Annotated in this window: 12 protein-coding genes, 2 tRNA genes and 1 pseudogene; 7 read left to right on the forward strand and 8 right to left on the reverse strand. The window is 63.8% G+C overall.

The features are described 5' to 3' along the window. The first annotated feature begins 24 nt into the window (after window positions 1-24). The 4 genes and pseudogenes from hutI (at window position 25) to tnpA (ending at window position 4,252) form a co-directional block, all read left to right on the forward strand. Window positions 25-1,347: an imidazolonepropionase gene (gene hutI / locus CCX87_RS07025; protein ID WP_087745002.1), complete on the forward strand. Its 1,323-nt coding sequence runs from the start codon at window positions 25-27 to the stop codon at window positions 1,345-1,347. Then, complete coding sequence (locus CCX87_RS07030) at window positions 1,337-2,734, forward strand: formimidoylglutamate deiminase (protein WP_087745004.1); 1,398 nt, start codon at window positions 1,337-1,339, stop codon at window positions 2,732-2,734. Before hutI ends, CCX87_RS07030 begins: the two co-directional genes overlap by 11 nt. Window positions 2,735-2,763: 29 nt before the next feature. Then, window positions 2,764-3,597: an N-formylglutamate deformylase gene (hutG, locus tag CCX87_RS07035; protein ID WP_087745006.1), complete on the forward strand. Its 834-nt coding sequence runs from the start codon at window positions 2,764-2,766 to the stop codon at window positions 3,595-3,597. 191 nt (window positions 3,598-3,788) lie between these two features. Further along, a pseudogene (gene tnpA, locus CCX87_RS21280) lies at window positions 3,789-4,252 on the forward strand (IS200/IS605 family transposase). 110 nt (window positions 4,253-4,362) lie between these two features. Here the strand turns inward: tnpA and CCX87_RS07045 are convergent. The 3 genes from CCX87_RS07045 to CCX87_RS07055 form a co-directional block, all read right to left on the reverse strand. Beyond that, window positions 4,363-5,682 carry an IS4 family transposase gene (locus CCX87_RS07045; RefSeq protein WP_087748227.1) on the reverse strand — a complete coding sequence of 440 codons (1,320 nt, stop codon included), beginning with the start codon at window positions 5,680-5,682 and terminating at the stop codon, window positions 4,363-4,365. A 220-nt stretch (window positions 5,683-5,902) separates the two neighbouring features. After that, a tRNA-Asn gene (locus CCX87_RS07050) sits at window positions 5,903-5,978 on the reverse strand. 63 nt (window positions 5,979-6,041) lie between these two features. Then, the gene (locus CCX87_RS07055; RefSeq protein ID WP_087745008.1) at window positions 6,042-6,461 is read right to left on the reverse strand and encodes a YbaN family protein; all 420 of its coding nucleotides are present in this window, start codon (window positions 6,459-6,461) and stop codon (window positions 6,042-6,044) included. Between the two features lie 101 nt (window positions 6,462-6,562). Here CCX87_RS07055 and def point away from each other — a divergent pair, with 101 nt between their 5' ends. Beyond that, complete coding sequence (gene def, locus CCX87_RS07060; RefSeq protein ID WP_087745010.1) at window positions 6,563-7,102, forward strand: peptide deformylase; 540 nt, start codon at window positions 6,563-6,565, stop codon at window positions 7,100-7,102. A 161-nt stretch (window positions 7,103-7,263) separates the two neighbouring features. Here the strand turns inward: def and CCX87_RS07065 are convergent. The 5 genes from CCX87_RS07065 to CCX87_RS07085 form a co-directional block, all read right to left on the reverse strand. Then, a tRNA-Thr gene (locus tag CCX87_RS07065) sits at window positions 7,264-7,339 on the reverse strand. A gap of 12 nt (window positions 7,340-7,351) precedes the next feature. After that, on the reverse strand, window positions 7,352-8,359 hold the full coding sequence (locus CCX87_RS07070) for a class 1 fructose-bisphosphatase (RefSeq protein ID WP_087745012.1): 1,008 nt from the start codon (window positions 8,357-8,359) through the stop codon (window positions 7,352-7,354). Between the two features lie 11 nt (window positions 8,360-8,370). Beyond that, window positions 8,371-11,094 (reverse strand): aminopeptidase N, encoded by a 2,724-nt coding sequence (gene pepN, locus CCX87_RS07075; RefSeq protein ID WP_087745014.1) that lies wholly within the window; start codon window positions 11,092-11,094, stop codon window positions 8,371-8,373. Between the two features lie 9 nt (window positions 11,095-11,103). Next, a protein-coding gene (gene prfB, locus CCX87_RS07080; RefSeq protein WP_143218377.1) for a peptide chain release factor 2 occupies window positions 11,104-12,208 on the reverse strand; the annotation gives its coding sequence in 2 pieces (ribosomal slippage) (window positions 11,104-12,126 and window positions 12,128-12,208; 1,104 coding nt in all). 176 nt (window positions 12,209-12,384) lie between these two features. Further along, the gene (locus CCX87_RS07085; protein WP_087745016.1) at window positions 12,385-13,308 is read right to left on the reverse strand and encodes an alpha/beta fold hydrolase; all 924 of its coding nucleotides are present in this window, start codon (window positions 13,306-13,308) and stop codon (window positions 12,385-12,387) included. A gap of 182 nt (window positions 13,309-13,490) precedes the next feature. Between CCX87_RS07085 and CCX87_RS07090 the strand changes: the two genes are divergently transcribed. Next, the gene (locus CCX87_RS07090) at window positions 13,491-14,552 is read left to right on the forward strand and encodes an aldo/keto reductase (protein ID WP_087745018.1); all 1,062 of its coding nucleotides are present in this window, start codon (window positions 13,491-13,493) and stop codon (window positions 14,550-14,552) included. A 62-nt stretch (window positions 14,553-14,614) separates the two neighbouring features. Further along, complete coding sequence (ybaK, locus tag CCX87_RS07095; protein WP_087745020.1) at window positions 14,615-15,118, forward strand: Cys-tRNA(Pro) deacylase; 504 nt, start codon at window positions 14,615-14,617, stop codon at window positions 15,116-15,118. Window positions 15,119-15,161 lie beyond the last annotated feature (43 nt).

Below are 15,161 nucleotides of genomic sequence, written 5' to 3' on the forward strand. Positions count from 1 at the left end.
ATTAATTGAGTAGCAATTACATCCATGAACACGTTTGCAAACCCGCAGATTCAGGGCGAGCTCTCCCGGCTTTCATCGGCCCCCATGGCGGACGGCGTCTGGTCGGGCCTGCGACCCGTTGCCCCTTTGTGGGTGGCCGATGTGGCGGTGCCTGAGGGGCAACCCGCCAGCGTGGTGGTGCAAAGTGGCATGGTGCGCTGGGTGGGGCCGCACGCGCAGTTGCCATCGGCCTTCAGCGCTTTGCCCCGGTTTGACGGCCAGGGCGCCATCGCCACGCCCGGCCTGGTCGATTGCCACACCCATTTGGTCTACGGCGGCCAGCGCGCCAACGAATTCGCCATGCGCCTGGCCGGCGCCACCTATGAAGAGGTGGCCAAGGCGGGCGGGGGCATCGTGTCGTCGGTCAAGGCCACGCGCGAGGCGTCGGAGGACGAGCTGTTCGCGCTGGCCTTGCCGCGCCTGCAGGCCTTGCTGGCAGAGGGCGTGTGCGCCATCGAGATCAAGTCTGGCTATGGGCTGGCTTTGGCCCATGAGCGCAAGCAGCTGCGCGTGGCGCGCCGCCTGGGCGAGGCGTTCGGCGTGACGGTACGCACCACCTTTCTCGGCGCGCATGCGTTGCCACCGGAGTACGCGGGCCGCAGCCAGGCGTACACCGACCTCGTCTGCCACGAGATGCTGCCCGCGCTGGCGGCCGAGGGCCTGGTGGATGCAGTGGACGTGTTTTGCGAACGCATCGCCTTCACCTTGGCGGAAACGGAGCAAGTGTTTCAGGCGGCACAAAAGCTTGGCATCCCCGTCAAGCTGCACGCCGAGCAACTGTCGGACATGGGCGGCGCAGTGATGGCCGCGCGCTATGGCGCGCTGTCGTGTGATCACATCGAACACTTATCGGCCGACGGCATCGCCGCCATGAAGGCGGGCGGCACCGTGGCCGTGCTGCTGCCGGGCGCCTACTACACGCTGCGCGACACGCAGCTGCCCCCCATCGCGCAGTTGCGCGAAGCGGGCGTGCCCATGGCCGTCTCCACCGACCACAACCCGGGCACCTCGCCTGCACTGAGCCTGCTGCTCATGGCCAACATGGCCTGCACGCTGTTCCGCCTGACGGTGCCCGAGGCGCTGGCAGGCATCACCACCCATGCCGCGCGCGCATTGGGGCTGCAGGATTCGCAGGGGCTCATTGCGTCGGGCCGACCCGCCAATTTTGTGCTGTGGCCCGTGGGGGAGGCTGCAGAGTTGGCCTACTGGTTGGGCCACAAGCCCGCCTGCACCATCGTGCGCCAGGGCCGTGTGGCCGCCGACGGCCTGGGCATTCACACACACCAGGGAGTTCGCCATGGCGCTTGACGCTTCACACAGCCTTTTTGCGGCCGATGCGCTGCTGCCCACCGGCTGGGCGCGCAATGTGCTGGTGCATTGGGATGGGGCGGGGCGCATTGGTGCGGTCACTGCGGACACCACCGCGCCACAGGGCACGCCGGTGGCAGCCGGGCCTCTGCTACCCGGCATGCCCAACCTGCATTCGCATGCGTTCCAGCGCGCGTTTGCCGGACTCACTGAATACCGGGGAGAAAGCCAGGACAGCTTTTGGAGCTGGCGCAATCTGATGTACCGCTTTGCCGCGCGCATCACGCCCGAGTCGCTGGAGGCCATTGCCACCTGGCTGTACGTGGAGATGCTGGAGGCGGGCTACACCTCGGTGTGCGAGTTTCACTACGTGCACCACGACCGCGATGGCAGGCCCTATGCCGACGACGCCACGCTGTCTCTGGCCCTGCTGCGCGCCGCGCGCAACGCGGGCATGGGCATCACACTGCTGCCGGTGCTGTACCAGACCAGCGGCTTTGGCGCCAAGCCGCCGCGTGCTGACCAGGCGCGCTTCATCCGCAGCACGGACAACATGCTCTCTTTATTGGAGCGCCTTGCGCCCGCTGCACAAGCGCAAGGGGCCGTTTTGGGTCTGGCGCCGCACTCGCTGCGGGCTGTGCCGCCCGACAGCCTGGCCGCTGCCGTGCAGGGCCTTACCGCCTTGAACCCGCAGGCTCCCATCCACATCCACATTGCCGAGCAGACGCAGGAGGTGGATGACTGTGTGGCCTGGAGCGGCCAGCGCCCCGTGCAATGGCTGCTCGACCATGCACCCGTGGACGCCCGTTGGTGCCTGGTGCACGCCACGCACATGACGCCGGATGAATACGCCGCTGCCGCACGCACGGGCGCCGTGGCAGGCATCTGTCCCACGACAGAAGCGAATCTGGGCGATGGCATTTTTGACATGCCGCTGTGGCTGCAACATGGCGGCCGCTGGGGCGTGGGCTCGGACAGCCATGCCTGCGTGAACGCGGCCGAAGAGTTGCAGATGCTGGAGTACAGCCAGCGCCTGTCGCGGCGTCAGCGCAACGTGCTGGCCAGTGCGGCGCAGCCCGAGGTCGCCACGGCCATGAGCTTGCAGGCCGTGTCGGGTGGCGCGCAGGCCGCCGGGCGCGCTGTTGGTGGCCTGGCCGTGGACCAGCAGGCTGACATGGTGGTGCTGGACGCGCAGCATGTGGCGCTGCGTGATCTGCCTGTGCACAGCATGCTGTCGGCCCATGTGTTTGGCAGCCACCGCACTTCAGCCCTTGATAGCCTGTGGGCAGGTGGCGTGTGCCGTGTGTCCAAAGGCCGCCATGCGCTGCACGAGGCCGCCGCGCAGGCCTTTGTGGCCGCGCGCTCTGCCACCATTGCACGCGACTGATCCCTTTCCCCCTTTTTTCTGAACCCGCCATGACCAATACCGCCAATACCGCACCACCACCGTCGTTCAATTTTTACCAGGGCACGCAGCCGCTGCTGATCTCCATGCCCCACGCAGGCACCTATGTGCCCCCGGCGCTGGCCGCTCGCTTCACGGAAGAAGCCCGCCAGGTGCCCGACACGGACTGGCACATGGAGCGCCTCTACGCCTTTGCCAAAGACATGGGGGCGTCCATCCTGGTGGCCACGCATTCGCGGTATGTGGTCGATCTGAACCGCCCGCCCGACGGCGCCAGCCTGTACCCGGGCCAGAGCGTCACCGGCCTGTGTCCTGTCGATACCTTTGACGACACACCCATCTATGCCAACGGTGATGTGCCAGATGACGCAGAGGTTGCTGGGCGGCGTGATGCGGTCTGGGCGCCGTACCACGCGCAACTGCGCGCAGAGCTGGATCGCATCCGCGCTCTGCATGGCGTGGCGGTGCTGTGGGATGCCCATTCGATCCGCTCGGTGTTGCCGCGCTTCTTTGACGGCAAGCTGCCGGATCTGAATCTGGGCACGGCCAACGGCGAAAGCTGCGACCCTGCGTTGGCGCAAGAAGTGCTGTCGATTGCGAAGCAAGCCAGTGGGTATACGGCAGTGCTCAATGGCCGCTTCAAGGGCGGGCACATTACACGCACCTATGGCCAGCCGGGGCAGGGCGTGCATGCCATCCAGTTGGAGATGACCCAGTGCAGCTATATGCAAGAAGCATTGCCATTTGACTACCTGCCCGAGGTGGCTGCGGGCGTGCAGCCGCACCTGCGGCGCATGCTGGAGGCCGTGCTGGCGTTTGCCGCGCGCCAGGCGCCCAAAGGCTGACGGGTTTGCCCGGCACTGGCTATGAGGGTGGACGCCCGGTGTCCAGAACGTTATTGATTCGACGCAGTTTATTAATAGCAGGAAAACCCCCGGCTCTGCCGGGGAGGCAGTAGGAGTTTGACTTTTCAGGAGTTGTCCATCGCAGAGACTTCCAGACGTGAGCCGCCCAGCAAACGAAAGGAATAATGAGGATGGACAAGTATGAGAGTTTGAATCAAACGGCATGGGACTGCAAATATCACGTGGTTTCATGCCGAAATGTCGGCGAAGGACGCAGTACTACCAACTGCGCCAGCACCTTGGAGAGGTGTTTCGCAAGCTGGCGGCGCAAAAGGAGTACAGGGTGGAGGAAGGGCACCCGATGCCTGATGAGGTGCATGTGATGCTATCGATCCCGCCGAAGTACGCGGTGTCGCAAGTGGTTGGGTTCATCAAGGGCAGGGGGCACTGCGACACCCAGCGATCGAAGACTCCGGTGGCGGCCAGGAACTGCGCAAAAAAGACCAGCTGGCCATGCGGCGTGGCCGCCGCGTCTGAGTCCCCGCGCACATGCATGCTCCCGCCCAGCGTGTCCACGATCTGCGGCTCAACGGTTTTTTGCTCGCCCTTGACAAGGGCTCCCATTCGTCTGCGTTTGCTTTCACCCTTCGGGTGAGTGTGCCAAATCAGCGCCAGCCCGCGCCAGTGCCGGGTTTGCTCAGCTTTGGCGGGGGGAACTGCCGGATTTAGGGCCAGTGTCCCATGGGCCTCTGAGAGGCACCCCTTTCAAGGTGTTGCCCTCCCAGCCTGGATAACCCGGGCGGTTGCCACATGCGAACGAGCGAGGCTGCCGTCCACAAACCCTTTTGGAACCTGTGGTTTGGGTGCCCGCTTGCTGGTTGTCAGCTGTCTGGGCTTGAGGCGAGCGGCCAGCAGCAACAAGCGCTCCATGAGCTGGCATGGCTGCACGTCGCCCACTTGTGGCAAATGCTCGGGCGGCAAGGCCAAAGCCATTGCTTCATAACCACTGTTGATCTCCACCGTCAGGTGAAAGGTGGACACATCCAGTTCGGGATGCGTGGCCTCGTGCGCTTTCTCAATCACCCGCTTGAGCAGGGCCAGCACGTTGTAGGCGAGCACCGCTGCGGCAAAATCCAGCAGCGCCGCGCGTGGATGACCCAGACTCTTGATCTCGCTGTGCAGCACCGACTCCAGCCGCTGGAACATGCCTTCGATGCGCCAGCGCTTGCGATACAGGCGCGCAATGGTGGCTGCCTCGATCTCCTCGGGCAGATTGCTCCACAGGGCGATGTGCGTGTCGCCCGACTCTGTAGGTGATGACAGTTCAATCTCGATGCGCCGCCAGGGCTGTTCCTGACCCGCGTGGTTCTTGAGCTTGATGCTTTGCTCACGCACGCGCCCTGTCTCGATGTCGGTGCATTGGCCCCATGGGCCACGCTCAGCCAGACGGGGATGGCGCGCATGCTCGCGCACGATGAAGCAGGCCTGGCGCTCGCTCAGGCCGCGCAGCAGCGCTTCGGTACAAAAGTGCCGGTCTGCAATCCATGCCTGCTGCGCCAGGGCGGACTCGATCAGCGCGGCCGCTGCCACGCGTTCGCTCTGGTGCGCATCCTCACACGCCACGATGTCGCACATCAACGCACTGTCGGGGTCGTAGACCACCAGGGTGTGGCCCGGGCGAGCCGCGCCGCGAAAGCCGCGCAGCACGGCCAGTCTCTTGTCGCTGGCGGGCAAGTGGTTGCCGTCCAGCACGCGCAGTTGCCAGCCGGGCAAGCTGGCCTGCTCGGGCAGGCACGCGGCCAACGGCGCAAGCCGCTGCGCGCTGCCCTGCACCAGCGCGCGCAGCACTGCGGGCTCGCAGCGATTGACTTTGTCGTACAGCGCCGCCAGTGACACCGGCAGTCGTTCATCGAGCTTGCGCGCTGCCGCGTGCAGCGAGGGCCGAAGGCCCAGGGATACCAGCGTCATCAGCTCCACCACCGTGGAGAACAACAACTCGCGCGGGTACTGGCGCTGGCGGTGCGTCTCGAACACTTCATCGATCCAGTGCGCTGGCAGTGCCTGCTCCAGGGCCAGGCGTGCCATCACGCTGGCGGGTGCTTGCTGTTCGAACCGCTCTACCACTGCTTGCCAGACCATCTTGTTTCTGATTCCAGAGAAATCAGAAGATTACGACGGTTTCCTTTTAAACACCTTGAAAGGGGTGCCTCTGAGAGGAGGTTTTTTGGGCAGGCAGAAATGAAAAAAGCACTTGGACGATTTATCTAAGTGCTTGATTCATATCGTCTTTTCAACGAAAGTTCTTTGGCTCCTCGACCTGGGCTCGAACCAGGGACCTACGGATTAACAGTCCGGCGCTCTACCGACTGAGCTATCGAGGAACAAGACTTAAATTATATACATAAAAATGCGCATTTTTACGTGACTGGCGGCTGTCCAAAAAGCTACTGTGCTGGCTCCCGCTTGCGCCACAGCCACGCCAACACGCACGCCATGCAGATGCACGCAAGCATCACAGCCCAGCGCGGTGCGTCTGTAAACATCAGAATGACACTGCTTAGGGCCATCATCAGGGTGGCAGTCCACTTGGACCGGCGGCTTACGCAGCCGCCATTGGCCCAGTTACGCAGCATGGGGCCGAACAGGCGGTGGTGCCAAAGCCATCGAAACATCGCGGGCGAACTGCGGGCTGCAGCCCATGCCGCCATCAGGATGAAAACGGTGGTTGGCAGCCCGGGCACAAACATACCTGCAACGCCCAGAATCAGGCACATCGCTGCAAAAACCTTCAGCAGCCAGCGCAAGGGTAGCGGTAGCTCTTTGGGCATTTGGGTGTCGAGATGATCGTCGAAGGGCGAAGCCATTGACCGTGATTTTGCATGGATGCATGGGCATGTTGCTCGCGCTATGCTTGCCTGCTTTTTCGCACATGCAGTGAATTACAGCAATTGACAGGCCTGTTCCCATGACCATTCATACCATTTTGAAGATGGGCGATTCGCGCTTGCTGCGTATTGCCCAGCCCGTGCAGAGGTTTGATACCGATGCGCTGCATCTGTTGGTGCGCGACATGTTCGACACCATGCGATCGGTCAATGGTGCGGGTCTGGCGGCCCCCCAGATTGGTGTCGATCTGCAGGTGGTGATTTTCGGCTCGGCCGACGCCAATCCCCGCTACCCCGATCGGCCTCTGGTGCCGCCGACGGTGCTTCTCAATCCGGTTATTACCCCAGTGGGTGCAGAGGAGGATGAGGATTGGGAGGGATGTCTGTCGGTGCCGGGATTGCGTGGCAAGGTGCCACGTTGGTCGCGTATTCGCTACATGGGGTTTGACCCCTATGGTGACCCGATCGACAGGACGGTAGACGGGTTTCACGCTCGCGTCGTGCAGCACGAATGCGACCACCTGATTGGCAAGCTGTATCCCATGCGGGTGCGCGATTTTGCGCAGTTTGGTTATACCGAGGTGCTTTTTCCGGGCATTGGTGCTGCAGAAGATGAATGAGGCGCGAAGTGGCGGGGTTACATAGATGGCGTGCAGGTCTGCTGCATGAATCACTCGCTGCGACGGTTTCGGTGATGCATCATTGGCAGTGCTGGGGGCAGGTGTTTTTCTGGCCGCAAGATATAAAAGCCCCTGACTCTTGCGAATCAGGGGCTTTTATCTGGTGCCGGAGAGATGAATCGAACACCCGACCTTCTCATTACGAATGAGCTGCTCTACCGACTGAGCTACACCGGCGTAAGCCTGCGATTATAGCTTGGAATGATAGCTTGTCACCCGCTCCACCTCATTTTTTGAACCCAGAATCACGCTGACGCGTTCATGCAACTGGGTGGGCTGGATGTCGAGGATGCGTTGTTTGCCGTTGGTGGCGGCGCCGCCTGCCTGTTCGATGAGCCAGCCCATGGGGTTGGCTTCGTACATCAGGCGCAGCTTGCCGGGCTTGTTGGGTTCGCGCTTGTCCCAGGGGTACATGAAGATGCCGCCGCGGGTCATGATGCGGTGCACGTCGGCCACCATGCTGGCAATCCAGCGCATGTTGAAGTCCTTGCCGCGCGGGCCTTCCTTTCCCTGCAAACATTCGTCGATGTAGCGCTTGACCGGTTCGTCCCAGTGGCGCATGTTGCTCATGTTGATGGCGAATTCCTTGGTGTCTTCAGGAATACGCACATTTTCTTGCGTCAGCACGAACGAGCCCTGTTCGCGGTCGAGCGTGAACAGGGCCACGCCGTCGCCCACCGTGAGCACCAGCGTGGTCTGTGGTCCATAAACACAATAACCTGCAGCCACCTGCTGGTTGCCAGGTTGCAGGAAGTCGCCTTCGTCCACACCGCGGTCGTCTTCGGGCATCTTGAGCACGCTGAAGATGGTGCCGATGCTCACGTTGACGTCGATGTTGCTGGAGCCATCGAGGGGATCGAACAGCAGCAGGTATTCGCCTTTGGGGTAGCGGTTGGGTACGACGTAGATGCCGTCCATCTCCTCGCTGGCCATGCCGGCCAGATGGCCGCCCCATTCGTTGGCCTCGATCAGCACCTCGTTGGCGATGATGTCGAGCTTTTTCTGGACTTCGCCCTGCACGTTCTCACTGCCGGCACTGCCGAGCACGCCACCGAGGGCGCCTTTGTTGACGGCGTGGCTGATGCTCTTGCAGGCACGCGCCACCACTTCGAGCAGCAGGCGCAGTTGGCCGGGGATGAGGCCGTCCACGCGCTGCTGTTCGACCAGGTAGCGGGTCAGGCTGACTTTGTTTGCCATGAAAATTCTCCTTATTCGGCCAGTGCGCGGGTGACAACCTCGCGCACGTCGTTGCTCAGGTCAGGGCGTGCGGCCACGCGGGCGATGGCTTCGCGCGCGGCGGTGCGCCAGGGTTCGGCCAGCTTCTTCCAGCGGTCTAGCGCGCGCGCAAGGCGTGCGGCGACCTGCGGGTTGATGGCATCGAGCTCGATCACACGATCGCTCCAGAACACGTAGCCCGCCGCGTCCGCACGGTGAAAGGCGCCGGGGTTGGCACTGCAGTAACTGAAGACCACGCTGCGCGCGCGGTTGGGGTTCTTCAGGCTGAAGTCCGGGTGCTGCATGAGCTGGCGCACGGCGGGCAGCACGTTGCCGGCGCGGTCGGGCGCGCCCGCCTGCAGGGCAAACCATTTGTCGATGACCAGCGGCTCGTCCTTGAACAGCACATGAAAGCGCGCAAGCGCAGGGGCTGCCAGTTCGCTGCCGCTTGCCACCAGGGCGGTGAGGGCGTTGAAGCGGTCGGTCATGTTGGCCGCCACCTTGAAGCGCTGGTAGGCCTTGCCGGGCCAGACCACATCGCCGGTGCGCCGGGCGGCGATACATAGCATGTGCAGCGCCAGGCCGCTCAGGGCGCGACGGCCCGACGAGACCGGGTCGGGGCGGTAGCCACCGGTGTCCTGGTTTTGCTCCCAGGCCCGTTCCCAGTCGGCCTGCAGGGCCAGCGCCAGCTGCTCGCGCATGGCTTCGCGCACCGCATGGATGCGCTGCGGGTCCACCACATCGAGTTGCTCGGCGATGTAGGTTTCAGACGGCAGGGTGAGCACCAGCTCCTTGAAGGCCGCGTCCAGCGCCGGGTTGCGCAGCACGGTGCGCATGGCCTCGATGAAGTCGGCATCAAGAAAGTTATGGTCAAAAACGCCATTAGCGCTTGCTTGGTAAGCGCTATCAGCTATTGCATTGATAGCGGTACGCAGCGCCAGGCGCTGGCCTGCTTCCCAGCGGTTGAAGGCGTCTGCATCGTGCGCCAGCAGCGTGAGTAACTGGGCATCGGTGTACTCGATGTCCAGCACCACGGGGGCGCTGAAGTTGCGCAGCAGCGAGGGCACCGGCTCGGCATCCACATGCACGAAGGTGAGCGTTTGCGTGGGCTCGGTGAGCACCACGGTGCGCGATGCGGCGCCTGCGGCGCTTTCGCCCGCCATCTGCAAGGGCAGGGCATCGCCGCTGGCACTGAGCAGGCCCAGCTCCACCGGAATGACGAACGGCTCCTTGGCGCTCTGGCCGGGCGTAGGGACGCAGCTTTGCGTGAGCGTGAGCGTGTAGCTGCGGGCAGCAGCGTCGTACTGGCCCGTGGCCTGCACGCGGGGCGTGCCGGCCTGGCTGTACCAGCGCTTGAACTGGGGCAGCAGGCGCGCGAGGTCGCTGGTGGGGTTGGCGTCGGCAATCGCCTGGGCGAAGTCGTCGCAGGTCACGGCCTGGCCGTCGTGGCGCGCGAAATACAGCTTCATGCCCTTGGCAAAGCCTTCGCGGCCCACCAGGGTGTGCATCATGCGCACCACCTCGGCACCCTTTTCGTAGATGGTGACGGTGTAGAAATTGTTGATCTCGATGTAGCTGTCGGGCCGCACCGGGTGGGCCATGGGGCCGGCGTCTTCGGGGAACTGGGCGGTGCGCAGCACACGCACATCTTCAATGCGCTTGACGGCGCGGGCCGACGGGCTGCCGGCCAGATCCTGGCTGAACTCCTGGTCGCGAAAGACCGTGAGGCCTTCCTTCAGCGAGAGCTGGAACCAGTCGCGGCAGGTGACGCGGTTGCCGGTCCAGTTGTGGAAGTATTCGTGGCCGACCACGCTTTCGATGTTGCCGAAGTCGGTGTCGGTGGCGGTGGACTCGCTGGCCAGAACGTACTTGGTGTTGAAGATGTTCAGGCCCTTGTTCTCCATGGCGCCCATGTTGAAGTCGCTGGTGGCGACGATCATGAAGCGCTCCAGGTCCAGCGGCAGGCCGAAGCGGGCTTCGTCCCAGGCCACGCTGTACATCAGCGAGTTCATGGCGTGCTCGGTCTTGCCCAGGTCGCCGGGGCGCACATACACCTGCAGCAGGTGCTCGGTGCCCGAGCGGCTCTTGATCTTCTGCTCGCGCGCCACCAGCTTGCCCGCCACCAGGGCGAACAGGTAGCAGGGCTTTTTGTGCGGATCGACCCATTTGGCAAAGTGACGACCATCGTCCAGCGCACCGCTGTCCACCAGGTTGCCGTTGGAGAGCAGCACCGGGTACAGCATCTTGTCGGCGCGCAGCGTGACGGTGTAGCTGGCCATCACGTCCGGGCGATCCAGGAAATAGGTGATGCGCCGAAAGCCCTCGGCCTCGCACTGCGTGAAGAACGTGCCCTGGCTCACATACAGGCCCATGAGCTGCGTGTTCTTGGCCGGCGCGCAGGTGGTGAAGATTTCCAGATCGAAGGGCTCGGTGCCTTCGGGCAGGTTCTCCAACACCAGCTGGTTGCCATCCATCTTGAACGAGGTGCCGCCGCCATTGACCATGACGCGTGCCAAGTTCAGCTCTTCGCCGTCCAGGCGCAGCGGCTGCGCGGCCACGTCCGGGTTGCGGCGCAGGCGCATCTTGTTGAGCACGCGGGTCTTGGCGGGGTCCAGGTCGAACGTCAGGTCGACGGTGTCGATCCACCAAGCCGGGGCCTGGTAGTCGGCGCGGTGAATGGCGGGCGCTGGGCCCTGGCCGTCACGCATTTGCAACATGGGTTTTCCTTAAACGCCCTGCTTGAGGGAGGCTTCGATGAATGCGTCGAGGTCGCCGTCCAGCACCTTCTGGGTGGCAGAGATTTCGACGTTGGTGCGCAGGTCCTTGATACGGCTGTTGTCCAGCACATAGCTGCGAATCTGGTGGCCCCAGCCGACATCGGTTTTGGTGTCTTCCAGCTTCTGCGCCTCTTCCTGGCGCTTGCGCATCTCGAAATCGTAGAGCTTGGAGCGCAGGCGCTGCCAGGCAATGTCGCGGTTGCCGTGCTGGCTGCGGCCATCCTGGCACTGCACCACGATGCCCGTGGGCATGTGCGTCAGGCGCACGGCCGAATCGGTCTTGTTGATGTGCTGGCCGCCCGCGCCGGACGCGCGGTAGGTATCGGTGCGCACGTCAGCCGGGTTGATGTTGATCTCGATGGAGTCATCGATTTCAGGGTAGACGAACAGCGAAGCAAATGAGGTGTGGCGTCCGCCCGAGCTGTCGAACGGACTCTTGCGTACCAGGCGGTGCACGCCGGTTTCCGTGCGCAACAGGCCATAGGCGTATTCGCCCTCGATCTTGATCGTGGCGCTCTTGAGTCCGGCCACGTCGCCTGGGGTTTCTTCTTCGACCGTGGCCTTGAAGCCCTTGCGCTCGGCGTACTTGAGGTACTGGCGCAGCAGCATGCTGGCCCAGTCGCAGGCCTCGGTGCCGCCGGCGCCGGCCTGGATGTCGACAAAGCAGTTGAGCGGATCGGCTTCCATGCGGAACATGCGCCGGAACTCGAGCTGTTCGATCTCGGGTTTGAGCTTGGCGGTTTCGGCTTCGATGGTCATCAAGCCCGCTTCGTCGCCTTCTTCCTTGCTCATGTCGTAGAGCTCGCTGTTGTCGGCCAGCTCACGCGTGAGTTTGTCGAGCGTGAGTACCACGCCGTCCAGGGATTTCTTTTCCTTGCCCAGCTCCTGGGCTTTCTTGGGATCGTTCCAGACCGAAGGGTCTTCGAGCGATGCGTTTACCGTGCGCAGGCGTTCAAATTTGGCATCGAAGTCAAAGATACCTCCGTAACTCTTGCGTTCGCACGGCCAGGTCGTTGAGGGTGTTGCCAATGAGGTTGATACGTTCTGCGTCCATGGTGTTGTCCTGGGTGTCTTGTGGAATAACCCGTGATTTTCTCATGGGAGCAGATCCCCGGTGCCCAAGGCCCTGCGGCCAGCCGGGCGGCCACGGCGATCACCGGGATATCGCCCAAAAAATATCAAAAAAGATAGCTGCTTGCGCTTGGTACATAAGCGCTAGAGCCATTTTCTTTATATATCACCCACAAACTGCTCGATCAGTGCCGCCACGGCTTCGGGCTGGTCGTGGTGCAGCATGTGGCCGGCGTCGGGCACCACCGCAATGCGGCAGTTGCGTACATGGGTCAGGCGCTGGTGGTATTCGTCCAGGCTGTATTGGCCCTTCGACCACCGGCCCAGGCTGTCGTCGCCAGCCTCTACGGCCAGCGTGGGCGCGCTGATGGCTTCGTAAAGCGCCAGCACTTCGTCCAGGCGAAACAACTGCGCGCTGGTGACCTTGTGCGCCGGGTCGCCCAGGATTTCCCACTGCCCGCCGGCCTTGGGCGCGGCCCAGTGCCGGGCCAGCCAGTCGGCCTTGTCCTGCGACAGGCGCGGGTTGGTCTTCATGAGGCGCTGGGCCACGCTGGCCGCGCTGTCATAGGCCTTGAGCGCCATCCCGCCCTGCGGCAGCTGCTTCATCTCGTCCAGCCACTGCGCATAGCGCGCCGGCGCCTGGCTGGGCCGGGTGGCGGGCAGGCCGAAGCCTTCGAGGTTGACCAGGCGCCGAATGCGCGCGGGCCGCACGCCCGCATACAGCATGGCCACGTTGCCGCCCATGCTGTGCCCCACCAGATCGACGGGCTGCTCGCCCACCATCTGGTCCAGTAGCTGGTCGAGGTCGGCCAGGTAGTCGGCAAACACATAGTGATCGCAGGGCGAGGGCAGGCGGCTTTGGCCAAAGCCGCGCCAGTCGGGCGCAATGATCTGGCGCCCCGCCGCAAAGGCCTCGGAGAACGCATCCACGACGAACTGGTAGGACGCGCCCACATCCATCCAGCCATGCACCAGCACCAGCGGGGTGCTGCCGGGCCGGGCCTCGCCCCACAGATGCAGGTGGTAGCGCAGCGTGCGCAGGGGGATGAAGTGGCTGCGGCTGGTGCGGAGTGCTGGGTACATGGCAGCATTATTGGGGGCGCTGCGGCCGATGGCTGTCAACCACAAGACTGCCGGGTGCTGGCCGATTGCGCCGGGCCGGGGTGGCCAGGGAATGCCCCCCTGGCGCACTGAGCGATCCGTCGGCGGCAAGCGGCCAGGCCAAAGCAGCTCTTACACTGCGCCACATCATTTTTGGAGCCCGCATGAAAACCATCCAGCTCGGTCAGAGCGACCTGCATGTCACCCCCATCTGCCTGGGCACCATGACCTTTGGCGAGCAGGTGAGCGAGGCCGATTCCCATGCCATCCTCGATCGCTCGCTTGCGCGCGGGGTCAACTTCATCGACACGGCCGAGATGTATGCCGTGCCGGCCCGGGCGCCCACCTTTGGCGCCACCGAAACCATCATCGGCAACTGGTTTGCCAAGAACCCGGGCGCGCGCCAGAAGCTGGTGCTGGCCAGCAAGGTGGCCGGGCCTTCGCGCGGCATGCCCTGGATTCGCGAAGGCAAAGGCATGACGGCCGCCGACATCGTGGCCTCGTGCGAGGGCAGCCTGCGGCGCCTGCAGACCGATGTGATCGACCTCTACCAAATCCACTGGCCCGAGCGCCATGTGCCGGCCTTTGGCACCAAATACTACGACCCGGCCAAGGAAACCGAGCAGACGCCCATCCACGAGCAGCTGCAGGCGCTGGCCGGGCTGGTCAAGGCCGGCAAGGTGCGACACATTGGCCTGTCCAACGAAACGCCCTACGGCGTGTACGAGTTCGTGCGCCTGGCTCAGCAGCATGGCCTGCCGCGCGTGGCCACGGTGCAGAACCCCTATTGCCTGATCAACCGCAGCTACGACAACGCGCTCGACGAAACCTGCCACCGCCTGAGCGTGTCGCTGCTGGCCTATTCGCCGCTGGGCTTTGGCCTGCTCACGGGCAAGTACGACGCCAGCGGCATCGAGGGGCCGGGCGCGCCCCAGGGCGCCCGCATTGCCAGCTATGAATCGGTGCGCAAGCAACGCTGGGGCCGCCCCGAGGCGCTGGCCGCCGCGCGCCGCTACAACCAGCTCGCGCGCGAGCATGGCCTGACGCCCACGCAGCTGGCGCTGGCCTTTTGCTACACCAACTGGCGCGTGGCCAGCACCATCATCGGCGTGACCTCGCTGGCGCAGCTCGACGAAGACCTGGCCGCCTGGGGCACCGCGCTGTCGCCCGAGTTGCTGGCGGCCATCGACCAGATTCGTTGGCAGGTGGGCGACCCCGCTATTTGAGATGAAATCAGCCTGCAGCGCTTGCTGGTAAAGCGCTATTAGCTATTGTTTTTGAAGTAATCATGGCCAAGAAAGACGGCAAGGGCGTGCATGTGAGCGAGACCCCCGCCACGCAAATGCTCAAGGCACACCAGGTGGCGTTCACTGAACACCCCTATGACTATGTGGAGCATGGCGGCACCGCGCACAGCGCGGCCAGCCTGGGGCTTGCTGAGCACATGGTCGTCAAGACCCTGGTGATGCAGGACCAGGACGCCAAGCCACTCATTGTGTTGATGCACGGCGACTGCAAGGTGTCCACCAAGAACCTGGCGCGGCAGATCGGCGCCAAATCGGTCGAGCCGTGCAAGCCCGAGGTGGCTAACCGCCACAGCGGCTACCTGGTGGGCGGCACCTCGCCGTTTGGCACGCGCAAGGCCATGCCGGTGTACATCGAAGCATCGGTGCTGGAGCTGCCGCGCATTGCCATCAATGGCGGGCGGCGCGGTTATCTGGTGCAGATCGACCCGCAGGTGTGCGTTCAGTTGCTGGGTGCCACGCCGGTGCACTGCGCGCTGGCAGAATAGGCCGCCCCGGCGTGCCTGCGCCGCGTTGTTGTTCCCCCGAAGG

The organism is Acidovorax sp. T1 (assembly GCF_002176815.1).
In the GTDB taxonomy this organism is placed as follows: Bacteria; Pseudomonadota; Gammaproteobacteria; order Burkholderiales; family Burkholderiaceae_C; genus Acidovorax.

Bases quoted from the DNA above. Each gene is read 5' to 3' on its own strand.
- CCX87_RS07045 (WP_087748227.1), bottom strand. From the start codon at position 5,682: ATGGCACGCCTGGCCCTGGAGCAGGCACTGCCAGCGCACTGGATCGAT.
- CCX87_RS07085 (WP_087745016.1), bottom strand. From the start codon at position 13,308: ATGTACCCAGCACTCCGCACCAGCCGCAGCCACTTCATCCCCCTGCGC.
- pepN (WP_087745014.1), bottom strand. From the start codon at position 11,094: ATGTTGCAAATGCGTGACGGCCAGGGCCCAGCGCCCGCCATTCACCGC.
- hutG (WP_087745006.1), top strand. From the start codon at position 2,764: ATGACCAATACCGCCAATACCGCACCACCACCGTCGTTCAATTTTTAC.
- def (WP_087745010.1), top strand. From the start codon at position 6,563: ATGACCATTCATACCATTTTGAAGATGGGCGATTCGCGCTTGCTGCGT.
- hutI (WP_087745002.1), top strand. From the start codon at position 25: ATGAACACGTTTGCAAACCCGCAGATTCAGGGCGAGCTCTCCCGGCTT.
- CCX87_RS07055 (WP_087745008.1), bottom strand. From the start codon at position 6,461: ATGGCTTCGCCCTTCGACGATCATCTCGACACCCAAATGCCCAAAGAG.
- CCX87_RS07090 (WP_087745018.1), top strand. From the start codon at position 13,491: ATGAAAACCATCCAGCTCGGTCAGAGCGACCTGCATGTCACCCCCATC.
- CCX87_RS07070 (WP_087745012.1), bottom strand. From the start codon at position 8,359: ATGGCAAACAAAGTCAGCCTGACCCGCTACCTGGTCGAACAGCAGCGC.
- CCX87_RS07030 (WP_087745004.1), top strand. From the start codon at position 1,337: ATGGCGCTTGACGCTTCACACAGCCTTTTTGCGGCCGATGCGCTGCTG.
- ybaK (WP_087745020.1), top strand. From the start codon at position 14,615: ATGGCCAAGAAAGACGGCAAGGGCGTGCATGTGAGCGAGACCCCCGCC.